This is a genomic window from Pseudomonas sp. Leaf129, from assembly GCF_001423465.1.
GTDB lineage: Bacteria > Pseudomonadota > Gammaproteobacteria > Pseudomonadales > Pseudomonadaceae > Aquipseudomonas > Aquipseudomonas coleopterorum.
In genome coordinates this window covers 762,809-778,868 of record NZ_LMOC01000001.1, presented here as the reverse complement: position 1 = coordinate 778,868, position 16,060 = coordinate 762,809, and the positions used below count along the sequence as shown (strand labels likewise).

The following is a 16,060-nucleotide window of genomic DNA, read 5'->3' as shown; positions in this document are numbered from 1 at the left end:
AGAAGAGCGCTGGTTGACCTGTCGATACAAGGAGTTTGCATGCAGTCTTCTTCAATGGCTTCAGCGCCCGCGCCTGCGTTGCAGTTGCCACGGGTAGAACGTCAACGCCTGCACGACACCGTGGTAGAGCACTTGCGTGGCTTTATCACGGAAGGCGTGCTGCCGCCCGGGACCAAGCTGAACGAGCGTGAGTTGTGTGAAACCCTGGGCATTTCCCGCACGCCGCTGCGCGAGGCGCTGAAAGTGCTGGCCGGTGAGGGCTTGATCGAAATCAATCCAAACCGAGGGGCGAGTGTGGCGCGCATGAGCGAGCTGGAAATTCGCGAAGCGTTCGAGTTGATGAGCGGCCTGGAGGCGTTTGCCGGCGAGCTGGCGTGCGAGCGCATGACCGACGCGGAGCTCGACGAGATCAAGGCGCTGCACAACGCCATGGTGGTGAGCAAGAGCCAGCAGGATATGGTCGGGTACTACCAGCGCAATCGCGCGATCCATGACCTGATCAGCTTGGCTTCGCGCAATTCCGCACTGCGTCAGATGTACCTCACGGTGAACCGCCGCCTGCAGGCGTTGCGATTCCTGTCCAATCAGCAGGCGCCCAAGTGGGACCGCGCCTTGCATGACCACGAACAGATGATCGAGGCCCTGCAGGCCCGCGATGGCAAGCGCCTGAGCGCCATCCTGCGCCAGCACCTGCTGGAGAAGCGGGACGCGATCATGTTGCTGGTACAGAACAGCGACTGCTCTTGATCCAGAACCACCGCAGTGTCACCGGACGCGGCTCGCGCCGCTGCTACAGGAGCCGTGATCCACGCGCAGATGCGGCGTCTTGGCCCGGGGGCCCACGCCCGATATCCGCGATACGCTCTTGGGTTCGGCTTCCTCGCCCGGGGGCCCACGCCCGGTATCCGCGATACGCTCCTGGGTTCGGCTTCCTCGCCCGGTGATTCACACCCGATATCCGCCACTCCGCGCTCCTGTAGCAGCGGCGCGAGCCGCGTCGGCGGTCCACGCGGTCTCGGATGGCGGATACACCGGTCAACGCAGGGTCAGGGGAATGTTCAACGCCTGGATGCGCTGAGCGGTATCGGCGCTGACTTCCCCGGCCACGAATGTCGACTCGCGGGTCGTGCCATTGCTGGATGGCACGGCTACATCCAACGCTGCCAAGGGCAGGCCTGCCAGGCTCTGCCAGTTCGACGGCCGCGGCGCCACGTAGCCATGGTAGTTGCTGCGAATCGCATCGGCGTTTTCCACTGGGGTGTCCTTGAACAGCGCCAGACCGCTCGACAGGGTCAATTGACCTGCCGCATTCACCGAAGCGGCATGGGTAGCCAGGCGCTTCGCCGTGATATCGATACTGCCTCCGGCCTTCATCGCGAAGCCATTATTGATTCGGTCGGTCACCCGCGCATCGGTTCCACCGGCAACTGGCGCGAAATAGTACCCAGGCAGGTCGTTGTCCAACCATATGGTTTCATTGCGCGGGCCGGTCGGCGGCAGGCTACCGGTCAACTGGATGTCGGCGGCCGCCAACTTGATATCCCCTCCGGCATCCAGGTACGAACCGGCCACGTCGAGCATGCCACCGGCAGAAACGTGCAGGGAACCCGCGCCACCGAGCGTGCTGCGTGCCTGAGACTCCCGGAAGCCCTTGCGGCTCCAGGCACCCGTTTGCGGCAGTTCACCCGGTACCGGTCCCCACTGCGGTCCGCTCAGGTTGAAACTCTGCTTTTCGTCGGCGCTGCTGATCCACACATTGTCCTCGGCATCGACGATGACAGCCTTGTCGCCCAGCAGATGTGAGCCGCTGACCGATACGCTACCCTCGCGGAAGGTCGAGCGGCGTGCCCGTATTACCAGCGTGTCCGTAGCCTGAACGAAACTGGCGACGTTGCTTTGCGCGCTACGATCAAAACTGCGCTGAAACTGCTGTGCTGCCGGTCTTGCCCCTTCGATGCGAGCGTCTTCGCTGCCACCTTCGATGGCCACGGTGCCGTCGAATTGCAAACGAACGTCTTTCGCCGAAAGCTGACTGCCGACGATGCGGATTTCCGTGCCCTGCAGCGACAGGCTGGCGTTGGGGGCCTGCAGCTGCGATGGTCGCTGATACCGGCGCTCCTGCAGCGCCTCGTGGGCGAGCGTGTCCTTCGGGCTGACCCGGCGGGCGCCGGTTCCCTGGGTGAGCGTACGTTTGAAATCCAGACTGCCGATGTGGGTAGCCCCCGCGCCGCCTATATCGATCGAGTGGGTCGCCTTGATCGTGGCGCCCAGCAATCTGGCCGTAGGCAAGCTGACCGTACCACCCTCAATGTGCGTAGCCTGAGCGGTTTCAGTGTAGGTGGAGGCGCTGTCATCGGAGCCATCGAGGGAAGGCACCCGCACCGTGCGCCACGACTGGTCCATCTTGGCCCCGAGCTGCACGCCGCCCCGAACGGTGTAGAGTCCGACATTTTCCGGCCCGTCGATGCGGGTAGCTGCCATCTCGATACCGCTGCGGCCGTCCAGGCGTACGTTGCGCGTTGCGGTCAACCGGTTACCGATATGGGTCAAGCTGCGTTCGGTGATCTGTGCGTCCGATTCACCCGCTGCGAGGGTGAACCAATGTTCATCGGCGCTGGCCTGGCGCTGCGTTTCGGTCTGGTTGCTCAATGCATCCAGCTTCAGCAGCCCGCGGGACCGTGCGTCAATGTTCTGTGCATCGATCGCCAAGGACGTGAGTGTCATGTCACCACCAGATGAGAGCACGAGGTCCTGTTCGCCGGCGTCGATCGCCGCCTGCCCATACTGTCCTTGGTTGACCACACTGGAACCGATGGACAATGCCCCGGCCGAACTGATCTCGATACCTTTGTCACCGCGCAGTCGCGTGATGCCCATGTTCAAGCCGACACCCTGGTCGGTGCTGACGATCTTGATGCGCCTGGCGTGCATGGCGCCCAGCAGGCTGGCATCCACCGCCGCGGATGACCGAGCAACGGCTTCGGTGGACAGAGAACGTGCGTCGACCAGGTGATTACCCAGCAGCAAGGTCAAGTCGCCGCCCGCAGTGATGGCTCCGGTTTTCTGCACGGTAGGAGCGATCAGACGCACCGATCCGGTCCCGACATCCATGCCGTTCTGGCCAACCACCAGGCGGTGTTCGGCGGGGGACTGCGAACGTGTATCGTACTGGCTGATCACGCCATCGCTGAACGCGGGCGTTCCGACCACATAGGTTGCCGTGTGGGCCGAGTCCAGCGTCATGCGTGCGCCATTGAACTCGATGCCGTTGGGGTTGCTCAAGACGTAGTCCGCCGCCTGACCGAAGATGACCTGCGAGCCGGCAATGGTGGAGCCGCGGGTGCCCACCACCTCATTGAGGATGGTGCTGGCGGCGACGTCAGCGAACTGCCGATTGGCGCCAATATCCAGGGCGACACCGTCGAGCTGTACTTGCCCAGCCGCCAGGCTGTTGTTCAGTACCAGACCGGCTGTGCCGACGTTGTAGTCCTGCCAGCGGTTGTGGGAAAGACCTTGCGTGTTGGGCGCGACGATATCGACGACCGGTACGCCGGCCTGGCTGCCGAGAATGGCCATGCCCATTGGGCCATCAGCTGCAATCAGCTCGCTGGCCGAGGCCGAGCCGAGGGTAGTCAGCAGGACCGCCGAGACGGCGAGCCCGAGTCCGTGTCGAGTGAAGGATTGGGTAGAAAAAGCTGCTTGTTGCACGATGATGCTCCTCTCTGGGGGCTATGAGTTGGCAGGGCGGATGGACAAATCCGCCGCAGACCACTCTAGAGAGGTGTGAGGCATGGCAATGAGTGTAGGAACGATTCTTGTAGTGTAGGACGTATCTGTCAGGCGCGATCTCAGAGGGCTGTCTTACCTGTCTTCAAGGCAACAATAGCGGTCAAGACGGTATGGCGTCCTCAGTCAACTGAGGCTGAACTCGACCCGCTCGGGTATGCGCTTCATCAATACCCGACCAGCGCGAATCGATACCCGCGCCTTGGCCTGCTGGCGTACCGCTTCGTAGTCATTCTCCGCACCCAGAATCACCAGATTCGCCGGACGTCCGACGGCAATGCCGTAGCGCTCGCCCAGGTTCAGCGCGCGGGCGCTGTTGTCGGTGACCAGGTCGAGTGAACGTTGCAGGTCCTCGAAACCCATCATGTGACAAATGTGCAGACCGGCATCCAGCACCCGCAGGATGTTGCCGTTGCCCAGCGGGTACCAGGGATCCTTGATGGAGTCCTGACCGAAGCACACGTTCATGCCGGCCCGGTCCAGCTCGGCCACGCGGGTCACGCCGCGGCGCTTGGGAAACGTATCGAAGCGACCCTGCAAGTGAATGCTCTCGGTCGGGCACGACACGAAGCTGATGCCCGACTGCTTGAGGAGGCGGAACAGTTTCGAGCAATAGGCGTTGTCATAGGAGCCCATCGCGGTGGTGTGGCTGGCAGTGACGCGGCTACCCATGCCGCGCACCCGGGCCTGCTCGGCGAGCACTTCGAGAAACCGCGAATGCGGATCATCGGTCTCGTCGCAATGCACGTCCACCAGGCAGCCGGTGCGCTCGGCCAGATCCATGAGAAAACCGATGGAGCTCACGCCTTGCTCTTGGGTGTTTTCGAAGTGCGGAATGCCGCCGACCACATCGGCGCCCATGGCCACCGCGCGCTCCATCAGTTCGCGGCCGTCGGGGTAGGATTCGATGCCTTCCTGAGGAAAGGCCACGATCTGCAGATCGATCAGGTGGCGCGCTTCCTCGCGTACTTCGAGCATGGCCTTGAGCGCGCCCAGGGTAGGGTCGGTGACGTCGATGTGCGTGCGCACATGCTGGATGCCGTGCTCGGCGAGCATGCCGATGGTAGTCAAGGCGCGCTGCTTGGTGTCTTCGTGGGTGATGCTGGCTTTGCGCTGGCCCCAGCGCTCGATGCCTTCGAACAGCGTGCCGCTCATGTTCCACTGCGGATCACCGGCGGTGAGGGTGGCGTCCAGATGAATGTGCGGCTCGACCAATGGAGCGATCAGCAGATTTCCCTGCGCATCGATGTCATCCCCTTGGGCTGTCACCGTGTCCCCTTGCGCCTGGATCGAGGCAATGACGGCGCCCTCGCAGGTGACAGTGTGCAATCCATCGGTCTTGCGCAACCGGGCGTTGATGATCTTCATGGGGAATCCTTCTCTCTGGGTGCCAAGGGGCCATGTTGCCATATTTGTCTGCGGCGCTTGGAAAACCTTCAGGCGGGCGGGGTGAACAACTCCCGGCGCGCGCCCTCGGTGATCGCCACGATGCCAGGATGCTTGACCTTGCGCTCCACCGAAATCACGTAGAACGACTCGGTGACTGCTTCGGTCTGCCCGATCAAGCGGACGCGATACTGCGTCATGATTTCATCGGCAATGACGCTGGGCGCAATGAAGATCCCGCTGCCGGATTGGCCGAAGGCCTGCATCAAGGCGCTGTCGTCGAATTCCCCGACCACTCGCGGCAGCAGGCCCTGGTCGCCGAACCAGCGCATCAGGCGGCTGCGCAACACGCTTTCCTGACCGGGAATGAGCAGTGGCGCCCCATGCAGGCATTGCGGGAAATCCTCACCATGGCGAGCAGCCAACTGCTCGGTGGCGAAGAAACTGATGCCGCACTCGCCCAGCTTCTGGCTGTAGCCCTTGATGTCCAGGTGCGATGGCATGGGGCTGTCGGAGATGACCATGTCCAGGCGCTGGATGGCCAAGTCGGCCAACAAACGTTCCAGTTTGTCTTCGCGGCAGGTGATGCGCAGGGGTTCGCTCAGTTCCATGGTCGGTGCGATCAGCCGGTAGACGATCGACTTGGGCACCACGTCGGCCACGCCCACACGGAAGGGGATCTGCTCTTCATCGGGCTGAGTGCGCAGTACCGCTTCCAGTTCTCCGGCCATCTGGAACATGCGTTCGGCATAGGGCAGGGCCTGACGACCGGCCTCGGTCAGCTCAAGATGTCTGCCAACACGCCGAAACAATTTCACGCAGAACGTTTCTTCGAGCAGGCTGATCTGACCGCTAATGGTTTGTGCGGTGAGGTTGAGTTGCTCACTGGCGCGCACGATGCTTCCGGTGCGCGCGACAACCCAGAAATAGTGAAGCTGACGATAGTTGAGCACGGGCACCTCCACTTCGTAAAAACCGAAGTGTAGCTGGTAAAAATACGAATTTTCCAGAACTGTCCATCTCTCTAGAATGCCTCGCTAGCAAAGAGCCAGTATTTGGGGCTCGCTACTGTGCGCGGCACCGGCCGAGCCTCTCCAGACATTCAGCAAACCGTGATAAGGGCAGGAACGATACATGGAATACCTACTGGAACTGGCTTCAAGCCCCACCGCCTGGGTGGCGTTGATAACCCTGGTGATCATGGAAGTCGTGCTCGGTATCGACAACCTGATCTTCATCTCCATCCTGACCAACAAGCTGCCCAAGGAAATACAGGCCAAGGCCCGTCGTATCGGTATCAGCATGGCGTTGATCCTGCGCCTGGGTCTGTTGAGCACCGTGGCCTATATCGTCCAACTGACCGAGCCGGTGTTTTCCGTGTTCGATCACTGGTTCTCGTGGAAAGATGTGATCCTGATCGCCGGTGGTCTGTTCCTGTTGTGGAAAGCGACCAAGGAAATCCACCACACCGTGGATCCTGTCGAGCAGGAAGAAGCCAAGATCGGCGACAAGGTCAGCCTGAGCTTCGCTTCGGCGATCGGTCAGATCCTGGTGCTGGACCTGGTGTTCTCCATCGACAGCATCATCACCGCTGTGGGCATGACCGAGCACTTGCCGATCATGATCATCGCCGTGGTCAGCGCCGTCGTGGTTATGTTGCTGGCTGCCGAACCTTTGGCCAAGTTCATCAATGACAACCCTACGGTCGTCATGCTGGCCCTGGGCTTCCTGATCATGATCGGCATGACGCTGATTGCAGAAGGCTTCGGTGCCCACGTACCCAAGGGCTACATCTACGCAGCCATGGCGTTCTCGGCCACCATCGAAGGCTTGAACATGCTGTCGCGCAGGGCCAAGCAGCGCAAGCTGGCGGCCAATCGAGAGGTGTAAGCGAGGTGGACAAAGCGAGGGGGCATGGATGCCCCCTTTTTTTTCGCCTGGTACTTTGTGCGGGTTGATTCAGATGTGTTGCGGGGTGCTGGTGCGGCGCAGCGTTACAGCGGCTTTTGGCTTGACTGGTTGCCGGGCCTGGGGCTCGTGGTGCTGATGGCGACGCGCGATGCGCAGTACGCCCCAGAGCATGGCAGCCGCCACGGCCATCCAGCCGGCGATCAGGCTGAAGATTATCATTGCAAGGCTCATCACTACCTCCATTGCTTTCGCGTCTTCTCGGTCACGTAATAGATGACCCTGAGGGTTTGCGAGCGTTTCAACCTATTGACGAAAGGTCATTTGCGTGAATCGATCTTGCTCCCAAGCAATGGATCAGCGGGCTGCTATACCGCGGGCCGCGGGAAACCTATGATGGCCGTTCGCGCGGCACGTTGTGCGCCGCCCCGTCCCGAGGAACACGATGTTGCGCAAATCGAACGTCCTGCTCAGGCTGCTGTTGGCCAGCAGCCTGATGGCAGGCATGGCTGGCTGTGCCACCAACAATGGACCGGCATTGCCGGGTCTGGCGGACCGGGTGGAGCTCAACGGCGTACCGTTCTATCGCGGTAACGCCAACCAGAGCGGTTCGATGGTGCTGGCCAGCATGCTCTCGCAACAAGGCATTACCATTACACCCGGGCTGCTCGACCCGGCGTTGAAACTGCCCGGCGAAACGGATCGCCTGCAACAGAACATTACCCAGGTGGCCCGTGAATATGGCTTGTTGGTCTATCCGCTCGATCCACAGCTGAACGCACTGCTGGCTCAAGTGGCCGCAGGCAATCCCGTGTTGCTGCGCTACAGCGAAGGCTCGTTCCTGTGGTCCCAACCTCGCTACGCCTTGCTGGTGGGCTACGACCGGTTCAAGCGGCACGTGCTGCTGCGCTCGGGGATGAGCCGGCGTCTGCCGATGGATTTCGACAGCTTTGCGTCCGCGTGGAAGAGTGCAGGATCTTGGGCCATCCTGATTCAGCAGCCCAACCAGTTGCCGGCACAGGTCGACCGCCAGCGCTGGCTCGACGCCGCCCGCGAAACCGCCGCAGCCGGCCAGGAACCCGCCGCCGCCCGCGCTCGCAAGGCCATTGGCTCATAACCACATACCGCGTTGGAGGTCTGGGCAGTCATACCGAAAGATCGCATGCACCCGGACGCGGCTCGCACCGCTGCTACAGGGAATCCGGTGAGTTCGGACGCTGCGTCGGCGGCACTCGCGGTGTACCTGGATGAACGCGTCGAACCCCGACGCGGCTCGCGCCGCTGCTACAGGGGAATCAACTGCAATCCTGTAGCAGCTGCGCAAGCTGCGTCGGCGGCACTCGCGGTGCGCCTGGATGAACGCGTCCGGGTCAGAACCCCAGGCGGTCGCGCAGGCTGTAATACCAGGCGCCCAGCTGGGTCAAGGGTGCGCCCAGGGCGCGGCCGCCGGGGAAGGGGTAATGGGGCAGGTCGGCAAACGCGTCGAAGCGCTCGGCCTGGCCGCTCAGGGCCTCGGCGAGCACCTTGCCCGCCAGATGGGTGTATGTCACACCATGCCCGCTACAGCCTTGGGAGTAATAGATATTGTCGCCCAGGCGACCCATCTGCGGCAGGCGCGACAAGGTCAGCAGAAAGTTGCCTGTCCAGGCGTAGTCGATCTTCACCTGCGCCAGCTGCGGGAACGCCTTGAGCATCTTCGGCCGAATGATCGCCTCGATGTTGGCCGGATCTCGCGCGCCATACACCACGCCACCGCCGAAGATCAGACGCTTGTCGGCTGTCAGGCGATAGTAGTCGAGCAGGTAGTTGCAGTCCTCCACGCAGTAGTCCTGCGGCAGCAGACTGCGCGCCAGCTCCTCGCCCAGGGGCTCGGTTGCAATGACCTGGGTACCGCAAGGCATGGACTTGGCCGCCAGCTCCGGCACCAGGTCGCCCAGATAGGCGTTGCCGGCGACGATAACGAACTTGGCCCGCACCTTGCCTCGAGCAGTATGGACCACCGGGCTGGGGCCGCGCTCGATGCGTATGGCGGGCGATTGCTCATGAATGCGGCCGCCCAGCGACTCGACTGCCGCCGCTTCGCCCAAGGCCAGGTTCAGCGGATGGATATGACCGCCACTGACATCGAGCAGACCGCCTACGTACTGTTCGCAATCCACGACTTGGCGGATGCGCTTCTCGCCCAGCAGTTCCAGCTGGGTGTGGCCGTAGCGCTCCCACAAACGCTGCTGCGCCTCCAGGTGCTTGAGCTGCTTGGCGGTAAGCGCCGCGAACACACCGCCATTCTTCAGATCGCAGTTGATACCGTAGCGGGTCACCCGTTCACGGATGATCCGAGCACCCTCGAAGGCCATGTCGCCCAGCAACCGCGCCTGGTCCGCGCCGACGCTGCGCTCGATCACATCCAGATCCCGGCTGTAACTGTTGACGATCTGGCCGCCGTTGCGTCCCGAAGCGCCGAAACCGACCTTGGCCGCTTCCAGCACGCAAACGCTGAAACCCCGCTCGAGCAGAAACAGCGCACTGGACAATCCGGTGTAGCCCGCGCCGATGATGCACACATCCGCTTCGACTTCACCTTGAAGGGCAGGGCGGGGCGGCGCCGCGTTGGCGGAAGCGGCATAGAAGGACGGTGGATACTGCATGCTGGACATCCGGCAACCTCGGCTCGGTGGAATTCGCCTGTGTCTGGATGCTAGCGCAGTTGCCAGCCGCTCACCAGCGCACTGGATCCGCCGGAGCTGAAAATAATTCCGCATTTCATAGGCTTAGCGTGAGAAAGGAGTTGACAGGCAGCGTCGATTCCGTAGAATGCCGCCTCACAGCAGGCACGTAGCTCAGTTGGTTAGAGCACCACCTTGACATGGTGGGGGTCGTTGGTTCGAGTCCAATCGCGCCTACCAAACAAAATCCGCTCTGCTGGGCGGTATGAAAGGGCGATCCGAAAGGGTCGCCCTTTTTTGTGCTCAACGATTGGAAAGTTGCCGGAGGCGTTCCACCAAGGCTTCGAGTTGAGCGCCGCGCATTTCAATCTCGGCGAGCAAGTCGTCAAGCTCCGCGTTTGTTTCTGGTCGATCCAGGCAGCGCCGGACATCGGCCAGGGCGCCGGTGTACGCCTGCTGATGCTGGTGAAGGCGCATCAGGTGCAACGCCAATAGATCATGCTGGAACATCGCGGCCACCTTCTTGCAGTGTTACGGCAGCCTACCAATGCGCGGCCCTGCATGTCGCGGATTCAATTCAACGGCCGCCATTGCACATCGCGCAGTCCTCGACGTTCGACGTGGCGGCGCAGCTGCTCGGCGTGTTCCCCCGCATTGGTGCCGCCATAGACCAGCCCGATTCCCGAGTGCAAGGCCGCGTAATACCAGGCATCGGCGTCGCTCATGTGCGTGTCTCGCTGTTGAAAGCGCCGGGACTCACCGTTGAGTACATAGCGAATCTCGTAATCCGTGAACCGGCTTGTCATATAATGCTCCCGCTTTACCGGGCATCAGACATGCAGGCCATTGGCCAGTTCCGTCATGATGGCAAAAAACTACTATCGATCAGACCGGGTTATCGGGAAGGCGATGGAGACGATGGACAGGACGTCGAACGCAGTGCGGTTCGAGCTGGGCAAGGATGCTTGAGAATGATGAACAGATGGATCGCATGCATGGCGCTGGTAGTGCTGTTGGCCACTGCCGGCTGGTTCGCCATGGTGATCGACCTGGAAGGGTTGACCTACAGCCGCCATGGCGAATTACCGGATCGTCGGTAAGCGTTCAGCTGGGCTGGGTGGAGGCATCGGCGCCATCGATGTCCGGATCGTCCGGAAGCACTTCGGGCTCGCCGTCATCGGCATCGTTGAGCGCGGCGCCATCGCTGGTCAGGTCATCTGCCAGCGGATCGGCCTCGGCCTGGCCGATCAGCGGGATTGGGTCGATATCGGTATTCATGGCATGCCTCGCACGTTGACGGTGGGTTCATGCATTCGAGGCGTGCGCGACACGGCAGGTTCTGTTCGATCCGTGACCGTCGGTCATGTCAGGGTTCGACTTCGTTGAATTCGCAGTAATCCTCCCAGCTCAGGCCGAGTGCATCGGCCACTTCCTGATGCACCTCCAGACGCATGGCCTTGAGTTCTTCCGGACTTTCAGCAATCAACTGCAGCGCCAGCTCCCAGGGTTCCAGCCCCTGCGCCTGAGCTTCGTCCTCGAACGCCCACTGCACCTGTTCTGCCTGCTCGCGGGCGTTCAGCACCTGAATCTCTTCACGCAATTGGGGATGTGCATCGAGAAATATCGCCAATGCGGCTTGGTTGCGGTCTTCTTTGGCAATCATGTCTAGGCCCTGCTGATTGTTGGAAATAAAGAGACATGATGCCATGGCGCCGCCGGCCCGTCAGCGACGGTCAACGGGTGGGCGGGCGCGGGGAGGGCGGATGGTGATAAAATCCGCGCCTCGAATTCTGGAGGTAGACGCGTGCGCAAGTTGATGATGGTGATGGCAGTGCTGACGTTGGCCGGATGCGGCACGGCGTTCGAAAAAGCCCACGAGGCGGTCTCGCAGTTGCTGGAGAACCCCAAGACGGCGCGTTTCACCAATGTGCGCACCACCGACCAGGGCAACTACTGTGGCCAGGTGAAGGGCAAGGACGCCCAAGGCGTCTACGGACCTTACCGCAGCTACGCGGCGATTCCCCATGGCGACCAGTTCGAGGTCGTCATCGACAATGACGGCAACGATCCGCGCGTGCGCGAGGTGTGCGGCAGTGCCGAGGAGCTGTTGCCGCCAGTGGATGTCGCCGAGCAGCAGGGGCAGCAATGGGAAGTGCGTATCGTTTCAGGCCGCAACATGGGCTCGGTGACCGACATGGCCGCCCGGCTGGTGGAAAATGGCTTCGTCGCCAGCTTCGTCCAGCATGACGGCGAAACCATCGTCTATCTGGGGCCATTCGACAGCAAAGCCGAAGCTGAAAAGGAGCGGGCACGTCTGATGGGTTCGCGCGGAATCGAGTCCGTGGTGATGCCGTTCAGCAAGGCGGACACGCCCTGAAGCGAGGGTGCACTTCAGGGCCCCGGTGTCAGCCGCAGGCCTTGAGGTCCACCGGTCCGACGAACGCATTGCCATGCCCCATCACACAGGCCACCTGCTGGTTGCGCTGACGCTCCCAGACCTGCACCGGATAGGTCTTGTCCCACGCCTGGTACAGCTGGGTGTCCTGGCGTGAAAGACGCAGCCCGTACTGCTTGCTCATGTACAGATAGGTGCGCGCGATCATGCCGCGGATCGACGGTCGAGGCATGACCTTTTTCGCCTTGAAGTCGACCTGGGTCAGGCACGAACCGTATTGCCCGCGCTGTTCGGGCAGCCAGCCGAAGCTGAAATTGTTCCGGTCGCCGTTCACTTCGCCAATGCTCGGCACCAGGTTGTGCAAATCGGCCTCGGCGGTCTGGTAGACCTTGTCGTTGCGGGTGCAGTTCTTGCGCCCACCGTTCTGCCAGCATTGGCGCTGATGGCCGATCTGCCAGGCGGGCACGATGTGTTCCCATTCGATACGCGCGGCGCGGTTGGCATTCTTGCGCGGGACATAACCGCAGGCGGCAAGGTCCACGCGGTTGCCACTGTACTTGCAGCCGCAATAGAACTCCGTGGATTGTGGTGCGTACAGCTTCCAGGCGATCTTCTTGGCTTCGCTGAAGGTACGCGGGGCATCGGCGTGGGCGGTGAAACTGAACAGCATCAAACTGACGAACAGACTGCGAACCATCATTGAATCAATCTTCCTTCGGTACAACCCAGAAAATCTGCACGCCACCGTCGTCGCGGTGGGCAAGGGTGACGTTGTCGTTCTCGGCGATTTCCTCGAGCATTTGCGCCCAGTCATCTTCGCTCTCGTGTTCGAGCCGAAAGATGAGAGCCGCACGGGATTTCTGCGCGGTGGGTGAGTTGATGATCTTCTGGATGCGCACGCCTAGACGTTCATAGGCGCTCGGCGCGGCGGGGGTGGCAGTGGTCACGACGCGTTTCCTTGATGGGCTGTACGTGCGTACAGTATTTGACTGTAAGACGTTTCGCAATAGCCCGGGGTAAATAGCGGGTTTCTGACAGCGGATTCGCGATTTTTCTTCCGCGTCGACGAAAAAAACTCAGTCCGATCAGAGACATCCGACACGACGCGTCGAATTGAAAGTCCCGACGGAGATATGGTTATGCGATAACGATATTTAAAATTCCGTTCTTATACCTCTACAGTTCGGCCATTCACTCGTACTCAATAGCCAGAGTCGGAGCACAACATGGCCGTCGCCCTTTCAGAAATTCCTCGTCAGTTATTCGAGATCCGTCCGTTGGCCGGCCATGTCGGGGCCGAAATCATCGGTCTGGATTTGCGCCTGCCGCTCAACGACCAGGATTTCGCCAGCATCCACCGTGCCCACCTCGATCATCACGTCGTGGTCTTTTGCGACCAGCGCATCACGCCCCAGCAGCAAATCGACTTCAGCCGCCGTTTCGGTGTGCTGCAGATCCATGTGCTCAAGCAGTTTCTGCTGGCCGGGCATCCAGAGATTCTCATCGTTTCCAACATCGTCGAGAACGGCCAGCCGGTAGGGCTGGGTGACGCGGGCAAGTATTGGCACTCGGACCTGTCGTACAAAGAGCTGCCGAGCCTGGGCTCGATGCTGCATGCGCAGGAGTTGCCCAGCGAGGGCGGCGACACCTTGTTCGCCGACATGCATCGAGCCTGGGACACTCTTCCGTCAGCCTTGCGCAAGGCGGTCGAAGGCAAGCAGGCCGTGCACTCGTACACCGCGCGCTACAGCGAGGGCAAGAATGCGGCCAACTGGCGGCCGACCTTGACGGCAGAGCAGCTGGCCCAAGTGGTGACCGTGACCCATCCGGTGGTCCGTACCCATCCGGAAAACGGCCGCAAGGCCCTGTTCGTCAGTGAAGGGTTCACCACCCACATCGTCGGCCTTCCGGAAGACGAAAGCCGTGATCTGCTGCAGCAGCTCTATGCCCACAGCGTGCGCGAAGACAACGTCTATCGGCATCAATGGCAAGCCCACGACATGGTCTTCTGGGACAACCGCTCGTTGATTCACCTCGCGGCCGGCTGCCCGGACCACCTGCGGCGCAAGCTGTACCGCACCACCATCCAGGGCGATGCGCCGTTTTGATAGGGAGTCTTGCATGAACGCTGCACTGCCAGGCCACACGGCCAGCGCTGGAACCGATTCGGCAACCGGACAACGGGCGACTCCCGAAACCCTGTTGCAGGTTGAAAACGTTAGCCTCGAGTACCGCACCTCCGAGCGGGTGGTGCGTGCGACTCACCAGGTCAGCTTCGAAGTCGATCGGGCCGATCGCTTCGTCTTGCTGGGCCCGTCCGGGTGCGGCAAATCCACCTTGCTCAAGGCCGTGGCCGGTTTCATCAAGCCCAGTGAAGGTCAGATCCGCCTCGCGGGTGAGCGGATCGAAGAGCCGGGCCCCGACCGGATCGTGGTGTTTCAGGAGTTCGACCAGCTGCCGGCCTGGAAAACCGTGATCGAGAACGTGATGTTTCCGCTATTGGCGTCGCGGACGCTCAAGCGTGCCGAGGCCAACGAGCGGGCCCGCTACTACCTGGAAAAGGTCGGCCTGAGTGCCTTTGCCGATGCCTACCCGCACACCCTTTCCGGCGGCATGAAGGCGCGGGTGGCGATCGCCCGGGCGTTGGCCATGCAGCCGAAGATCCTGCTCATGGACGAGCCGTTCGCCGCACTCGATGCGCTGACGCGACGCAAGATGCAGGAAGAGCTGCTGGAGCTGTGGCAGGAAGTGCGCTTCACCTTGCTGTTCGTCACCCACTCCATCGAGGAAGCCTTGGTGGTGGGCAATCGCATTCTGCTGCTGTCGCCTCATCCGGGCCGGGTGCGGGCCGAGATCAACAGCCACCAGTTCGACCTGGGCAGCCTGGGCGGCGTGGACTTCCAGGCCAGTGCCCAGCGCATTCACCGGCTGCTGTTCGATGAAGGTGAGGAGCCGGTGATGGACCGTCCGGTGGATTTCCAGCATTTGCGCATCGCCTATTGATATCGCTGCACTGACCTCGCCGCATTCGGAGCACATCCATGAGCCTTTCCCCACCCGTGCGTCAAGAGTACGAAGTTACTCTTGAGCCGTTCACTCAATCCGAACTCGTTCGGGATATCTCCCTGCCTCGGCGTATCTGGCAACAGGCGTGGGTGCGCAAGGGTGTGATCCTGCTCGCCCTGGCCGTGATCTGGGAACTGGCGGCCCGCTGGCAGAACAATGATCTGCTGCTGCCCAGTTTCCTGCAGACCGCCAACGCCTTCATCGATGGCATTGCCAGTGGTGAGCTGCTGAGCAAGGTATGGATTTCGCTGACCGTGCTGATCAAGGGCTACCTGATCGGTATCGTCCTGGCGTTCGGTTTGACTACCCTGGCGGTCTCGACCCAGCTTGGGCGCGACCTGCTCAGCACGCTGACCGCCATGTTCAACCCGCTGCCGGCCATTGCCTTGTTGCCGCTGTCGTTGTTGTGGTTCGGCCTGGGCGAGAACAGCCTGATCTTCGTGCTGGTGCATTCGGTGTTGTGGGCGCTTGCCCTGAACACCTACGCCGGTTTCCTCGGCGTTTCTGAAACCCAGCGCATGGCCGGGCGCAACTATGGGCTGCGTGGCTTGCGCTTCGTCTGGTACATCCTGATACCGGCGGCGCTGCCGTCGATCCTGGCGGGCCTCAAGATCGGCTGGGCGTTCGCCTGGCGCACCTTGATCGCCGCCGAACTGGTGTTCGGTGCGTCGTCCGGCAAGGGCGGTCTGGGCTGGTACATCTTCCAGAACCGCAACGAGCTGTACACCGACAAGGTGTTCGCCGGCCTGGCCGCGGTGATCCTGATCGGCCTGCTGGTGGAAAACCTGCTGTTCAACACCTTCGAACGTCTGACCATCAAGCGCTGGGGCATGCAGCGCTGATCCCTCAATCCCTG

General features: G+C 61.6%; 19 protein-coding genes and 1 tRNA gene. 9 read left to right on the top strand and 11 right to left on the bottom strand.

Annotated elements, in window-relative coordinates; all coding sequences use genetic code 11:
* Positions 1 to 39: 39 nt before the first annotated feature.
* Positions 40 to 747, top strand: a complete 708-nt coding sequence (locus tag ASF66_RS03445) for a GntR family transcriptional regulator (protein ID WP_056842735.1) — start codon at positions 40 to 42, stop codon at positions 745 to 747.
* Positions 748 to 1,035: 288 nt separating this feature from the next.
* Here the strand turns inward: ASF66_RS03445 and ASF66_RS03440 are convergent, their stop codons facing one another.
* From ASF66_RS03440 to nhaR, 3 genes are all read right to left on the bottom strand, one after another.
* Positions 1,036 to 3,708: a two-partner secretion domain-containing protein gene (locus ASF66_RS03440; RefSeq protein ID WP_156463118.1), complete on the bottom strand. Its 2,673-nt coding sequence runs from the start codon at positions 3,706 to 3,708 to the stop codon at positions 1,036 to 1,038.
* A gap of 204 nt (positions 3,709 to 3,912) precedes the next feature.
* Positions 3,913 to 5,154, bottom strand: coding sequence for a cytosine deaminase (gene codA / locus ASF66_RS03435; protein ID WP_056842733.1), 1,242 nt, complete (start codon positions 5,152 to 5,154; stop codon positions 3,913 to 3,915).
* A gap of 68 nt (positions 5,155 to 5,222) precedes the next feature.
* Complete coding sequence (gene nhaR / locus ASF66_RS03430) at positions 5,223 to 6,125, bottom strand: transcriptional activator NhaR (RefSeq protein WP_056842732.1); 903 nt, start codon at positions 6,123 to 6,125, stop codon at positions 5,223 to 5,225.
* Between the two features lie 181 nt (positions 6,126 to 6,306).
* On the opposite strand from nhaR, the gene ASF66_RS03425 reads away from it, so the two are divergent.
* Entirely contained in the window at positions 6,307 to 7,062 is a 756-nt protein-coding gene (locus ASF66_RS03425; RefSeq protein WP_049859564.1) for a TerC family protein, read from the top strand.
* A gap of 69 nt (positions 7,063 to 7,131) precedes the next feature.
* On the opposite strand, the gene ASF66_RS03420 is transcribed toward ASF66_RS03425, so the two are convergent.
* The gene (locus ASF66_RS03420) at positions 7,132 to 7,326 is read right to left on the bottom strand and encodes a hypothetical protein (protein WP_442962737.1); all 195 of its coding nucleotides are present in this window, start codon (positions 7,324 to 7,326) and stop codon (positions 7,132 to 7,134) included.
* 199 nt (positions 7,327 to 7,525) lie between these two features.
* Between ASF66_RS03420 and ASF66_RS03415 the strand changes: the two genes are divergently transcribed.
* Positions 7,526 to 8,197 (top strand): hypothetical protein, encoded by a 672-nt coding sequence (locus ASF66_RS03415; protein WP_056842730.1) that lies wholly within the window; start codon positions 7,526 to 7,528, stop codon positions 8,195 to 8,197.
* 253 nt (positions 8,198 to 8,450) lie between these two features.
* Here the strand turns inward: ASF66_RS03415 and ASF66_RS03410 are convergent, their stop codons facing one another.
* A complete protein-coding gene (locus ASF66_RS03410) occupies positions 8,451 to 9,734 on the bottom strand; it encodes an NAD(P)/FAD-dependent oxidoreductase (protein ID WP_056842729.1) in 1,284 nt (427 codons plus the stop codon).
* Between the two features lie 172 nt (positions 9,735 to 9,906).
* Here ASF66_RS03410 and ASF66_RS03405 point away from each other — a divergent pair.
* Positions 9,907 to 9,983: transfer RNA gene (locus ASF66_RS03405), tRNA-Val, on the top strand.
* 63 nt (positions 9,984 to 10,046) lie between these two features.
* On the opposite strand, the gene ASF66_RS22400 is transcribed toward ASF66_RS03405, so the two are convergent.
* On the bottom strand, positions 10,047 to 10,253 hold the full coding sequence (locus ASF66_RS22400; protein WP_156463117.1) for a hypothetical protein: 207 nt from the start codon (positions 10,251 to 10,253) through the stop codon (positions 10,047 to 10,049).
* Between the two features lie 62 nt (positions 10,254 to 10,315).
* Positions 10,316 to 10,549 carry a DUF6555 family protein gene (locus ASF66_RS03400; RefSeq protein ID WP_056842728.1) on the bottom strand — a complete coding sequence of 78 codons (234 nt, stop codon included), beginning with the start codon at positions 10,547 to 10,549 and terminating at the stop codon, positions 10,316 to 10,318.
* A 168-nt stretch (positions 10,550 to 10,717) separates the two neighbouring features.
* On the opposite strand from ASF66_RS03400, the gene ASF66_RS23030 reads away from it, so the two are divergent.
* Positions 10,718 to 10,843 (top strand): hypothetical protein, encoded by a 126-nt coding sequence (locus ASF66_RS23030; RefSeq protein ID WP_269083336.1) that lies wholly within the window; start codon positions 10,718 to 10,720, stop codon positions 10,841 to 10,843.
* A 4-nt stretch (positions 10,844 to 10,847) separates the two neighbouring features.
* Here ASF66_RS23030 and ASF66_RS22395 read toward each other — a convergent pair whose 3' ends face one another.
* Together ASF66_RS22395 and ASF66_RS03395 are read right to left on the bottom strand one after the other, a co-directional pair.
* Positions 10,848 to 11,021 (bottom strand): hypothetical protein, encoded by a 174-nt coding sequence (locus tag ASF66_RS22395; RefSeq protein ID WP_156463116.1) that lies wholly within the window; start codon positions 11,019 to 11,021, stop codon positions 10,848 to 10,850.
* A gap of 88 nt (positions 11,022 to 11,109) precedes the next feature.
* Positions 11,110 to 11,406, bottom strand: a complete 297-nt coding sequence (locus ASF66_RS03395; protein WP_056842727.1) for a DUF6388 family protein — start codon at positions 11,404 to 11,406, stop codon at positions 11,110 to 11,112.
* Positions 11,407 to 11,547: 141 nt separating this feature from the next.
* Between ASF66_RS03395 and ASF66_RS03390 the strand changes: the two genes are divergently transcribed.
* On the top strand, positions 11,548 to 12,120 hold the full coding sequence (locus ASF66_RS03390) for an SPOR domain-containing protein (protein WP_056842726.1): 573 nt from the start codon (positions 11,548 to 11,550) through the stop codon (positions 12,118 to 12,120).
* 28 nt (positions 12,121 to 12,148) lie between these two features.
* Here the strand turns inward: ASF66_RS03390 and ASF66_RS03385 are convergent, their stop codons facing one another.
* Together ASF66_RS03385 and ASF66_RS03380 are read right to left on the bottom strand one after the other, a co-directional pair.
* Positions 12,149 to 12,838, bottom strand: coding sequence for an endonuclease (locus ASF66_RS03385; protein ID WP_056842725.1), 690 nt, complete (start codon positions 12,836 to 12,838; stop codon positions 12,149 to 12,151).
* Positions 12,839 to 12,842: 4 nt separating this feature from the next.
* Positions 12,843 to 13,085 carry a DUF1654 domain-containing protein gene (locus tag ASF66_RS03380; RefSeq protein ID WP_049859571.1) on the bottom strand — a complete coding sequence of 81 codons (243 nt, stop codon included), beginning with the start codon at positions 13,083 to 13,085 and terminating at the stop codon, positions 12,843 to 12,845.
* A 279-nt stretch (positions 13,086 to 13,364) separates the two neighbouring features.
* On the opposite strand from ASF66_RS03380, the gene ASF66_RS03375 reads away from it, so the two are divergent.
* From ASF66_RS03375 to ASF66_RS03365, 3 genes are read left to right on the top strand one after another with little or no spacing between them, the layout of a single operon-like run.
* Positions 13,365 to 14,246, top strand: a complete 882-nt coding sequence (locus tag ASF66_RS03375) for a TauD/TfdA dioxygenase family protein (protein WP_056842724.1) — start codon at positions 13,365 to 13,367, stop codon at positions 14,244 to 14,246.
* A gap of 13 nt (positions 14,247 to 14,259) precedes the next feature.
* Positions 14,260 to 15,141, top strand: a complete 882-nt coding sequence (locus ASF66_RS03370) for an ABC transporter ATP-binding protein (protein ID WP_049859573.1) — start codon at positions 14,260 to 14,262, stop codon at positions 15,139 to 15,141.
* Positions 15,142 to 15,179: 38 nt separating this feature from the next.
* Positions 15,180 to 16,046, top strand: coding sequence for an ABC transporter permease (locus ASF66_RS03365; protein ID WP_049859574.1), 867 nt, complete (start codon positions 15,180 to 15,182; stop codon positions 16,044 to 16,046).
* Positions 16,047 to 16,060 lie beyond the last annotated feature (14 nt).